Origin of the sequence: Youngiibacter fragilis 232.1 (assembly GCF_000495435.3) — a bacterium.
Classification (GTDB): Bacteria; Bacillota; Clostridia; order Clostridiales; family Clostridiaceae; genus Youngiibacter; species Youngiibacter fragilis.
On the sequence record NZ_AXUN02000071.1, the window covers coordinates 1 to 5,218 of the forward strand.

The 5,218-nt window shown below is 35.1% G+C and carries 3 protein-coding genes and 2 pseudogenes; all 5 read left to right on the forward strand.

Annotated elements, in window-relative coordinates:
- Positions 1-185 (forward strand): annotated as a pseudogene (locus T472_RS20085) (hypothetical protein); the annotation flags it as partial.
- A gap of 45 nt (positions 186-230) precedes the next feature.
- Positions 231-458: pseudogene (locus T472_RS04880) on the forward strand (GDP-mannose 4,6-dehydratase); the annotation flags it as partial.
- Between the two features lie 691 nt (positions 459-1,149).
- Positions 1,150-3,897, forward strand: coding sequence for a hypothetical protein (locus T472_RS04885; RefSeq protein WP_023385455.1), 2,748 nt, complete (start codon positions 1,150-1,152; stop codon positions 3,895-3,897).
- 61 nt (positions 3,898-3,958) lie between these two features.
- Positions 3,959-4,654, forward strand: a complete 696-nt coding sequence (locus tag T472_RS04890; protein WP_023385457.1) for a hypothetical protein — start codon at positions 3,959-3,961, stop codon at positions 4,652-4,654.
- On the forward strand, positions 4,651-5,218 hold a 568-nt coding region (locus tag T472_RS04895; RefSeq protein WP_023863370.1), incomplete at its 3' end, for a plasmid pRiA4b ORF-3 family protein. The genes T472_RS04890 and T472_RS04895, both read left to right, overlap by 4 nt.

Below are 5,218 nucleotides of genomic sequence, written 5' to 3' on the forward strand. Positions count from 1 at the left end.
ACAGCGGAATAGGTCAGCAAATATTGGATCAGAGGAGAGCTGTATATGAGGCAGCGAGAGCTAAGCATCCTGAACGCTGGTCTATGTCCACAAGAGACTGGACTCTACCTGATGAAGTCTGGCTTAATCCAGTAAATACAGAATCTGAAAATATTGGAACCAAGTCTAATACTTCAGTCTCATAGCATACTAAAAAATGAAGAATTACTGACAACTACCTTGACAGTCAGCGATCAGAAGGGCTAATTAAATATGTGAAAGACAGACCAGGTCATGACAGAAGATATGCAATCGACAATACCAAGATTACTACTGAACTTGGCTGGGAACCAGCATACACATTTGAGCAAGGAATGAAAGAAACAATTCAGTGGTACCTTCAAAACACTAAGTGGATTGAGAATATCATTTCCGGTGACTATGCTAACTACTATGATAAAATGTACACAGGGGTTTAGCTCTTAGCGGATAAATTCAAAAAAAACTCCCCAGATAGTCGGACTGAGTACCAAGTATACCTGAGCCCCCAACTCCCCAAGAAACTATTCCTCCACATAGGGGGATTTGGGAATCTTATATGAGGCTTAGAAGTAATAAGGGTTATATACAGGGTGAAGATGTGAGACTGGTTGATGGGCACGGACAAATGGACAAATGAGATTTGAGAGGTGCCGGGCACTGACAAGTGGACAAATGGACAAGTTGATTAGGGTGATGGAGAGATGAGCAGCTATACAGAATAAATAGATAGGTAAATAGGCTGGTATCAAGATCGGTATTGACGACTACATTCGAGATGGGGTCATTTTAGCTCAATCTGGTTGATAGGCATGATTAGTTTGACATCCAGATAGGCCATGATTACTTTGACACCCAGATCGGTTGTGAGAGTAACACCAGGATGTGCTGTGATGGTAAACATCCCAGATAAGCAGTGATGGTAACTTTTCAGATCGGTAGTGATTCTGGTTGATCAATTAGACACCATGATTAGCAGTGATGGCAACTTTTCAGATTAGCAGTGAAAGAGAACGGGCATTTTTTAGGTAGCAGAGATGTCCGTTTTTTTAAGAAGATGAGTTTACAGAATATTTTGTTGATGGTTGACGATGTAGATAGGCGAAAAGGAAATAAAGAGAGGTGAATTTCTTGGAGAAAAGAATTGAATTTGACGAGAAAATAAGAGTCTTTATTAGCTCAAGATGTGGCGAAGAAAGATACGATAATGTCAGGACGAAGCTTAAGTCGCTAATAGAGAATACCGGATTTGCAAAAGTGTATTTATTTGAAAGTAGACGAGCGTCGACCCTATCAGCCCAGCAAGATTATCTCTATGGACTTGATGATAGTGATGTATGCTTATTTTTGATTGATAATGCTGATGGTGTTCCTGAAGGGGTGATGAAGGAGTATCAACGGGCAAAAGCACATCCCAAGAAATCACTTTTTATATTCTGCAATGAGAATAAAGAAGAACCTACACATATACAGAAAGAAATTACTGGAGCCGGAGGAGCAAAGTATTACATAACTAAGAATTTCGATGAGTTTATAGATATTGGATATCAAAGCTTGATTAATGATATTGGAGAAATCTACATTAGTTACTGCAAGGGTAGGCTTATAGATCCTGAATTCATAGGGATAGCCGCAACTGGTAGTATTGAAGAAATTGATACTGTTGCATCGGAGTCTCTAGATAAACAGATTTTCAAAAATATTGACAATACAAAGAAGTTAATTTCAAATGAAATTTTCACCAGATCAGATGGAAAAGTTGAAAATACTTGTGATCTAGATATGTATAGTTCTGAATTTTTAAAAGTGTTATTCAACAGAAAGAATATTAAAGAATACAACACCAACTTATTATTTTCTACACTAAAAGAAATGCAGAGTGAAAATCTTCATAAAGTAGTTATTGAAAGATGGAATGCCATCCAGTTTTATTACATGGATGACCTTAAGAAAGCGATTGAATGTGAAAAACACGCATTAAATGCCGCTCGTGAATTACAACTACCCAATTGGATAGTGCAAGATATATTAATCGACCTAAGGAATTTGTATTCCTTTGAAGCACAGTCAAAAAACCAGTATCTTATAAACAGTGAAGCACAAAAAGAATTAGATTCTGAGAAGTCAGCGCTATTCTATCCACTTATAGATAGATACGAAAGATCTTTGTATGAAGAAATAATTAACCAGTCTGAAAAGTCATCAATGAGATCACCATATTCTGTAACCTTCGGTAATAGCATAAACAAATATGGTGATTACATTTCGAACATATATATTATGTCCGTATTTAACGGTTCCCTAACTCAATTAGTGAGAACAACAGATCGCATAAAAGATATAGCTTTTCATTTATGTCATCAATATAGTGATTGGGAATTTAGAGTCCTATTATTAAGAATGGCGTTAATTAAAGGGAATAAGAAAGAAATAAAGGGTATAACAGATTTATTCAATGATGTATATGGAAAGATGAATGGAAAGGATGCCAAAGAGATTTATGAGTTTGTAAAGGGCAATCCGATAAAATATCAACGTAATATCGCACAATTGTTAGCCTTTCAGCATTTAGGTTATTATTTTGATGACGACTTTTATATAGAGGTATGGAAAGAGATATCTTCTATAGTCAATCATTGGATCGACTCGGAAGATAAACTTGTAGCATTGGGCGATTATATATTTGATGCAATTGCTGAGAACATGCTCCGACTAGATGTTAACAATGTTGTAAAAAGTATTCTAATAAAAGTATTTGATAATGAAATAAAGCGGTTTTATGACAAAGTACTAGAAGTTCTATCAAAATTAGATTTTATTACGATTAGTGATGAAAATGTTAGAAGACTAATCAGTATTTTAACTGAGTTAATAAAAGATGATAGCGCAAGAGAAAATCTACATAAACTAGGCAACGCAGTGATCTCTTTGAGAAAACAAACACCGGACTTGTGTTCTGCTCTTGATGATGTTGTTATAGAATTGATGCCTGAATTCTTTCAAAATCGATATTCATTAGAAACCCGGAAAGGTACCCAAGCGGAAAGTAAAGCTCATGTTAGCAAATTTATTGATGAAATTAATGATAGAAATGATACTCAAGGGAAAAATGGGCGTTATTCAGGCTATATGGATAATCCATACAAAACAATTGAAAATATTATTATTGCCGATAATGTTGAATTAGAAAGTGAAATGGTTAGCAAAATAATGCAGGCTAGCGTAGCTACTTTATATGCTGAAAATCAAACTCTTGGCGCAAAAGTAAATGCCATTAATTTGATAACTTTTTTACGTATAGTTTCAGATGATTCAATATATGATTACGAAAGTCTTATGGATAAATTAATTAAAGATGAGGAATATATATTTAGCGGCGCAGAAAATATGTTCTTAGACAAAACCTCAAAAGCCACCTTATATTTTAATTTCTCCATGATGAAATTAGTGTTTAATAAGATTGATGTAGAAGAAGTGCTATCCCTATTAAGCTCATATACTGACTTAGAAATATTTGAAAAATTGGAAGCCTTAAAGACAATAATATCAATATTTGAAAGTGGGAAGAATGAGTTGGTGGATGACAAAGTATTGTTGCTAATCCTGCAGTTCACATTAGGATCTACGAATGATTCTAATCATGATGTTAGATATTATGCAACAAAGGCTCTGCTTCATTTTCTTTCCTCGGATAACAAGGAACCGATTATGAAGAAGTTTTTAAGTATAATGGACTATGACAGTGTCTACATTAAAAGCCAAATAATGAATTATTCAGAAAAACTAAAAAATCTTGATGAGGAGTCATTTGCTTTTATTAAAGAGAAGGCTATAGTGGACAACCATTTTGTTATTAGAGAAAGAGCTCTGAGATTGTGATGAATTCTAAGTGAATTGTACGCCCGTTAACCCTGTAAACACAAAGGGGTGAACCTAAGCTATGGTAAACTTGAAATCAATAAGAGATATACACAGACTAATTCAAAATTACGCAGAGGAGAGAACGCAGCTCCTGACCAAAGATATACCAACTAAGCCGGAGCAGTGGGATGAGATTTACACTTATCTTAAGGCACTGACAAATCTCTATGGAGTGGTATCCATTGATAAAGTCATTGAGATTTATAATGCTCATCATGATAAGCAAATTGACTCCGGTGATTTAAGATACTTAGATTATGATAAAAGAAGCAAAGAAGTCACAGAGTTCATTGGAATCAATGGTGACTACTTCTTCAACCTTGATGTATTGATAGATGATAACTTTGATTCTTTATTGAAATCTAAAGAAGACAAACCTTACTATGTTCCGGATAAAGAGGAAATTAAACGATATGCGAGCCGAGATTATTTCGTGGAAGATGAAGAGTTCATTGAGTTGAGAAAGTTTTTCAGGAACAAGTATTGGAACAAGAGGAAAGCAGATCGACTTGCCCTGGAGATTCAGATATTAAGCAAGAACATCGATGCGAAGGATAGAATGGATAACTTCTTTGATAGACATAGATTGAAATTATCAAACAATGAGTTGAAAGAACTTAAAGTGCTGATACAGAATCTGATGGACAATACTAGGTTATGTGAGAATAACGGATTTACACCAAATGAAATGGAAGAGTTAAGGAGAAGTAAATGAAATCGTATATAATAAAAATTGAAATAGATGGATCTGAGCCGCTTATTTGGAGGAGGGTAATCATGCCTGCCGGTGCCACTTTCAACAGGCTAAATGATATTATTCAGAATGTGACAAACTTTCAGAGTGGGTATCCTTACGGTGATTATCATCTCTACAAGTTCGACATAAGGGAAGAGAATTTGATTGTAACCAATGATGAAGAAGCTTTCCAATCTCATCAGCATTATAAGAAGAATAAAAAGATGTATGATGAACGATTGAAGACGATGCCTACAAATATGGTCGAATTTGAGAAGCGGCATCAAGAGCAGCTGAAAGTTGAAGTGAAAAAGCCTACCAGAATCAAAATCGATGAATATCTTGAGAAGTATAAGAAAATTAAATACATATATGATTTTGGAGACAATTGGAATTTCACAATAACCCTTGAAGATATCGTTGATGACTATTATTTTGGGTTTGCTACTTTACTTGATGGTGCTGGAACTGCACCGCCAGAAGATGTTGGCGGAGTAGATGGTTTCTACGAGTTCTTGGAAGCGGTGTTTGTCAAGTTAGTTG